The organism is Armatimonas sp. (assembly GCF_964826245.1).
On record NZ_CBAYMC010000253.1, the window covers coordinates 1 to 5,831 of the forward strand.

General features: G+C 60.1%; 5 protein-coding genes. 2 read left to right on the forward strand and 3 right to left on the reverse strand.

Annotated features, from left to right (window positions below):
- Nucleotides 1-788 (reverse strand): Gfo/Idh/MocA family protein (locus AC1XOS_RS18810; RefSeq protein WP_481963756.1); only part of this gene is annotated, 788 nt, incomplete at its 3' end.
- Between the two features lie 51 nt (nucleotides 789-839).
- Between AC1XOS_RS18810 and AC1XOS_RS18815 the strand changes: the two genes are divergently transcribed.
- Complete coding sequence (locus AC1XOS_RS18815) at nucleotides 840-1,877, forward strand: Gfo/Idh/MocA family protein (RefSeq protein ID WP_481963757.1); 1,038 nt, start codon at nucleotides 840-842, stop codon at nucleotides 1,875-1,877.
- Here the strand turns inward: AC1XOS_RS18815 and AC1XOS_RS18820 are convergent.
- Nucleotides 1,874-3,211, reverse strand: a complete 1,338-nt coding sequence (locus tag AC1XOS_RS18820; RefSeq protein ID WP_481963758.1) for an FAD-dependent oxidoreductase — start codon at nucleotides 3,209-3,211, stop codon at nucleotides 1,874-1,876. The two genes, AC1XOS_RS18815 and AC1XOS_RS18820, sit on opposite strands and share 4 nt — an antisense overlap.
- Before the next feature lie 19 nt (nucleotides 3,212-3,230).
- Between AC1XOS_RS18820 and AC1XOS_RS18825 the strand changes: the two genes are divergently transcribed.
- Complete coding sequence (locus AC1XOS_RS18825) at nucleotides 3,231-4,892, forward strand: SWIM zinc finger family protein (protein ID WP_481963759.1); 1,662 nt, start codon at nucleotides 3,231-3,233, stop codon at nucleotides 4,890-4,892.
- A gap of 21 nt (nucleotides 4,893-4,913) precedes the next feature.
- On the opposite strand, the gene AC1XOS_RS18830 is transcribed toward AC1XOS_RS18825, so the two are convergent.
- Nucleotides 4,914-5,672 (reverse strand): ankyrin repeat domain-containing protein, encoded by a 759-nt coding sequence (locus AC1XOS_RS18830; RefSeq protein ID WP_481963760.1) that lies wholly within the window; start codon nucleotides 5,670-5,672, stop codon nucleotides 4,914-4,916.
- Between the last annotated feature and the right edge of the window lie 159 nt (nucleotides 5,673-5,831).

A 5,831-nucleotide genomic window follows, 5' to 3' on the forward strand; every position in this document is an offset into this window, starting at 1 on the left:
ATCGAGACGAGGCGGGTGAACCGATCCCCGCTGTGCACGCCCATGTACTGTGCCACCGGGCCGAGGCCGTGGGTGGGGTAGAGGTTGCCATTGCGCTTGATGTGCGGGACGCGCCGCCAGAGCCCCTCGCCCGAGTCGGCGAGCAGCAGACCGCGCAGATCATGGTTGTAGGCCGCTTCTCCATGCACCAAGTCCCCAAAGAGCCCCTTTTTGCACATATTGAGCACCATGCGCTCCGTGTAGCCGTAGCAGCAGTTCTCTAACTGAATGCAGTGCTTGCGGGTGCGCTCGCTGGTATCTACCAACTTCCAGCAGTCGGCTAGCGTCGTGGCGGCAGGCACCTCGACCGCGGCGTGCTTGCCGTGCTCCATCGCGCAGACCGCCATCGGGACATGCCAGTCCCAGGGCGTGGCGATATAGACCAAGTCAATGTCCTCGCGAGCGCAGAGCTTCTCGTAGTCTTTCTCGCCCGCGCCGTAGACCTGAGGCCGCTTCTGTCCGGCTTTTTCCGCTCGGTTGGCAAAGTTCTCCGCACGCTGGGCGACCACATCGCAGGTGGCCTTGATCTCCACGCCTTTAATGTTGAGCAGGTCGTTGAAGAGCCCGCCGCCACGCCCGCCACAGCCGATAAACCCAACCCGCACCACATCGCGCTTCTCAAACGGCACGCCTTGCATCGTCGCCGCCGCCGGGCCTGTCGGAGCCGCCGTCGCCTCCGCTACTGCCGCACCCATCGCTGTCGCCACACCCACCGTGGCCGCACTCTTTAAAAGATCTCGTCGCTTCATACAGTCCTAGTTCCTTTTGTGCAGAGGGATTTCCTGCTGCATAATAGCGTCATGGAAAAGATTCGTGTCGGGGTTTTGGGGCTGGGGCGCAGTGGCTATGGCATTCACTGCAAGGCATTTGAGAAGCTGGGTGAGAGCTATGAGCTGGTTGCCGTGGCGGATATGAACGGCGTGCGGGCTGCAGAGACAGGCGCAGAGCGGGGCGTGACTGCCGTCAATTCGGTTGAGGAGCTGGTGGCGATCCCCGAGATCGAGCTGGTCGTGGTGTCGAGCTACAACCGGGATCATGCCAAGAACGCGGTGACCGCGCTGGAGGCAGGCAAGCACGTGGTCTGCGAGAAGCCGTTTGGGCTCAGTGTGGCTGAAGTAGACGCGATGCTGGCGGCGGCAAAAGCGGCGGGCAAGTTTGTGGTGCCGTTTCAGAACCGGCGCTACGAAGATAGCTACGTGAAGGTCAAAGAGATTCTCGCCAGCGGCGTGCTGGGGAAAGTGGTGCACATTCGGATCGCGCAGCACGGCTTTGGGCGGCGCTGGGACTGGCAGACCCTCTCGGAGTTCGGCGGCGGGCAGCTCCATAATAACGGGCCGCATATTCTTGACCAGGCGCTGGGCCTCTACGAAGCTATGGGCGTGGACGATGTGGAGAGCTTGGAGGTCTGGAGCGACCTGCGGGCGACGCTCTCATCGGGGGACACGGCAGACCACGCGCGAGCCACTCTGCGCCACCCCGACGCGTTCACGCTGGACATTGAGTTCGCGGCGACTTGTCCGTATCCACAAGACAAGTGGCTGGTGATGGCCACTTCCGGGGGCTTGCGCGGCACGAGCAACAAGCTGGAGTGGAAGTGGGTGGACTGGAGTGCGCACCCGGAGCGCCCCGTGCAGTGCGCCTCAACCCCAGATCGGAGCTACAACCGTGAGGATCTCACGTGGCAGAGCGCCAGCTACGACTGCAACGAGAGCTTTGAGCGGCTCCAGGGTAGTTTCTACAGCGACCTCTGGCACTCAATTCGCGAGGACGCGCCGCTGAGCGTGACTCCCGAGAGTGTCCGAAAGCGTATTCGGCTTTTAGAGCGCATTCGGGGCTAACCCAGCCACGCGCCTTGTGCGCGCAAGCGGCGCTGTAGCTCCACAGTGTCCACCCTCCGCACGTCGCCGCTCTCAGAAAGGCTGAGCGCGGCGGCGAGCCCGGCGGCCTCACCGGTGGCAAAGGCGTAGGGCATGACGCGGGTCGCTCCCTGGACGGCCCGCTCCGCAGAAAGGCAGCGGCCCGCGACCAGCAAGTTCTCGATGCCTTTGGGAATCAGGCAGCGATACGGAATCCCATGGCTCTGTCCGGCAGGCAACGAGTATGAGCGCTGTGCACCATCGGTGACGGACTTTGCGCGTGCAGCGACTTCGGTGGTGACGGCGTGCAGGTCAATAAAATAGGCGCACCGGGCGATGTCATCCGGGAAAGTGCGACAAGCAAGGTAGTCGTCCAGAGTCAGCGTGTACTCGCCCACAATCCGCCGCGACTCGCGCACCCCGATATGCGGCCCGCTGGAGACCAGCTCCAGGCTCTCTTGGCCCGGAACATAGCGCCGCAGAAACGCCATCAGCTTCTCGACCACGCGCCGTCCTTCGCGCTCGGCGGCGCTGATGGAGAGTGGATCGGTGGCATCGTGGCCGTAGACATGCCCAAGATTACACCCGGCAACCGTCTCGCTCTTAAAGCTCATCCCCACCAGCGAGCTATCGGGCAGCTCCCACGCCCCGTCGGCCTTCGCTCTCTCCACCCGCTTGGTCAAGTAGCCATCGCCCGTCGTGTAGACATAGTCTAAATATTGACTGCGCGAGCCGCCTGCCACCGTGAAGCAGAGCGTCATGCCCTGGGTCTTGCCGTTTTCATCGCCCTGCTCAAAGGCGCACCCGGCGCGTGCGGCAAGATCACCGTCGCCCGTGGCATCAATAAAGACGCTGGCTTTTGCAAGCGAGAGCCCCGCTTTGTTGGCCAAAACAATACTTTCCAGCAGGCCATTGGCCTGCTGGATGGCAGGCACAAACGTATGGAAAAGCACCGTCACGCCTGCCGCTTCGCACAGCTCGTCGTAGAGGCGCTTGAGCAGCTCGACATCCAGCGGTACCCAGTCCATGCGGCCCTTGTCTTGCGGGACATTGTAGGAGTCGGGATCGGGTAGCGGGCGATTGAGACGGCGCTGGTGCTCCGTGAGAACCTCCCAGCCGATGCCGCGCACAATGGCTTTGGTGCGATCCGAGAACGGTGCAAACGCGGGCACCTGCATCGCCGTTGCGGAGCCGCCTAGAAAGCCCATGCGCTCGATCAGCAAGACCTTTGCGCCATTTCGCGCCGCCGAGAGCGCCGCCGCGACTCCTGCCGGGCCGCCGCCAACCACACAGACATCCGTAGAAAAATCAGGCATCTGGCCTATAATATAGCCTATGCTAACGGAAAGCTGGCTACTGAGCAAAGTCGGGACGACGATCTTCACACGTGGGAAAGACTATCTCTCCGAGGGACTGATTGAGGATACGACGCGCAAGGGGCAGATGCTTATTGCGCATGTACAAGGCTCGCGCTACAAGCCCTATCGTGTGACGATAAACTTCGACGATCAAAATGGCGTTGAGGAAGCCGACTGCACCTGTCCCTATGGCGAAGAGTGGAGTGGCTGGTGCAAACACATCGTGGCCGTGCTGTTGCATGAGATCCAAGAAGCAAGGCATAACATCACGCCCCCGCAAAAAAACTCCCCCGTCAATGTAAAGGTGATCTTGCGTGATGTCGAGGCTGCGTTCGACGAGCTTGAGGCAGACCCCTACAACGAAGATACGAGTATTCTTGACGAGGCACTGGCGGACTATACACAACAAGCCCAGAGCTACTTTGCCAAACAAGACCCCGATGCGGCTCTAACACTTCTCAGCACTTTTTTACTCGCTTTTCTTGCTGCACTGGAAGACTATGACTACGACTATGATGACGCATGCGACTTCCAGCCACTGGACATCGCTCTAGGAGGAGCACTTCTCCGTGGGAAACTAACGCCGGAACAACATCGAGCCTGGCTTGAAAGTGTCCAAGGCTGGCATAAACAAACTGCCGCGTTCTCAATCTCGCACGATATTTTGCAGAATGAACCCGATCAGCTTGACAAGCTCAAACGCGAGGAGCGTGAGACGACGCAAGTTCGGGTCGCATGGTTCGTAGAGCAGAAAAAGTGGGATGAGGCTCTGATTCTGGCGACCCTCACCGCCTGGCATGCTCAAATGGCCCTCTGTTTGATTGCTCTAAAGCGGTACAGCGAAGCGGAACCGATTATCCAAGCCAATGCGTCCACGATCCAAGCTGAGGAAGCGCTTCGGCTTGTAGAAGCTCTCCAAGCGGCTGATTCCCGCCAGGCACTCCGTGTCGGACGGCTCTTACTTCCCTACCGTCTGATCCCTGACGACGAGGGGCTGTGCGACTTTGAGTACGAGGTGAGCGATGTGCAGGTGAAGCAGCTCGCCCTCCTCGTGCGCTCCCTCTCGGAGGCGCAAGGCATTCCTGATGGCATTATCGAGGCACTCCAGGCCCTTATCCTGACGGAGCCTGATCTTACGCTTTGGAAAGAGTATGCCGCGTGGGTGCCCGCGGAGGCTCAGGATCGTTTGCTCAAGCGACTGGCAGGGGCGCGTGAAGTGACACAGGCTCTCTTGGATATCTTGACGGCGAATCAGCGCTGGAGCGAGGCATGGAATGCGGTTCAGCGCTGCTACGAACCTGGAGTCCGAGAGAGTGTGGCGCGAAGCGTGGTCGCCCATCTTCCTGAACCTGTGCGCAGCTATGCCCGCACGACTGCCAATCCGATTATCGAGGGGAACAAATCCAGCCAGTACGACACGGCGGCTTTTTGGCTGGCACGGGAGCGCGATGCGGATATTGCACTCGGGGAAGGGAAGCGCTGGAACATGCGCTTGGCGCTACTAAAAGAGCAAAATATCAGAAAGTACAAGCTGATGCCGCTACTTAAGGCACTGGAGCTGGCTCCCGAGGATGAAACGTCGCCGGTGGCCCCCACACCGCCCACAGAGCGCAAGCGGCTGGTTTTTAAAGTGAACTAGTCGGAGTGCTTCGTGGGAACATTATGTGGGGCGCAGCAGCGAGGAGTTCTCCGCCTTGCCTGCCTGGAGCGCGTACTCCCAGGCTTGCAGACCCGCATGGCTTTTGAGAGTGGCATCGGCTCCTGCGAGGCAGAGAAGCTGAACCTGCTCGGGCTCTGCGGCACTCGCTGCGAGCATCAGGGCGGTCATGCCGCGCTTGTCTTGGGTATTAGGACGGGCTCGGTTCTCTAGGAGCTGTAGCATGAGCTCCTGGCCACGGGCCGCCGTCTCTGGGCTCCCGTGCTCACAGACTTTCATCAGCGGGGTGCGTCCGCCTGCATCCAGAGTGTCCACGAAGAGGCCCCGCTGAATCAGCCCGAGCGTGGCTTCGATATTTTTATGTGTTGCCGCCAGATGCAGCAAGCTTGCCTCGCCCTGAAAGCGCGCTTGTAGGTTGCCTCCGTGGTCTAGTAGCCGAAAGAGGAGCTCGTAGCGACCGTCTTTGAGGACGGTTCCTAAGGCGCTGTCTGTGGGGGTAACGCCTGCCTTGAGGAGCAGCTCGACGCAGGCATCTGAGTACCACCAGATCGCCTGGTCCAGTGCTTCCGTGAGTCCCTGGGAGGGGCAGGCTCTCAGGAGCTCTTGGAGTAGATCGGGGCGCTGACACGCACAGGCCATGGTCACGAGGCTATGTTGGTGGAGATAGTCACGGGTCTTATAGGTACGGTCAGGGACGCGCCAGCGGATGGCTTGCAGTACGAGCGTGTCAAGGTCGAGGTCGTCGCCAGGGGGTGGAATCATTATTTACTTGCTCGCCATTCTGAGTGGCGGTATATAGTTTTACCAGAAAGTAGGAAAAATGAGCCCGGTAATTTTAGTAGATTGGATCCGTAGTTTTAGCAGAGCCTCTCAGTGGGATCAGGTGGTTCGTAAGATCAACGATGACGAAACGAAGCTCTC

What these genes read in the sequence shown, in the direction of transcription:
- AC1XOS_RS18815 (WP_481963757.1), top strand. Translation starts at nt 840, where the DNA reads ATGGAAAAGATTCGTGTCGGGGTTTTGGGGCTGGGGCGCAGTGGCTAT.
- AC1XOS_RS18820 (WP_481963758.1), bottom strand. Translation starts at nt 3,211, where the DNA reads ATGCCTGATTTTTCTACGGATGTCTGTGTGGTTGGCGGCGGCCCGGCA.
- AC1XOS_RS18825 (WP_481963759.1), top strand. Translation starts at nt 3,231, where the DNA reads ATGCTAACGGAAAGCTGGCTACTGAGCAAAGTCGGGACGACGATCTTC.
- AC1XOS_RS18830 (WP_481963760.1), bottom strand. Translation starts at nt 5,672, where the DNA reads ATGATTCCACCCCCTGGCGACGACCTCGACCTTGACACGCTCGTACTG.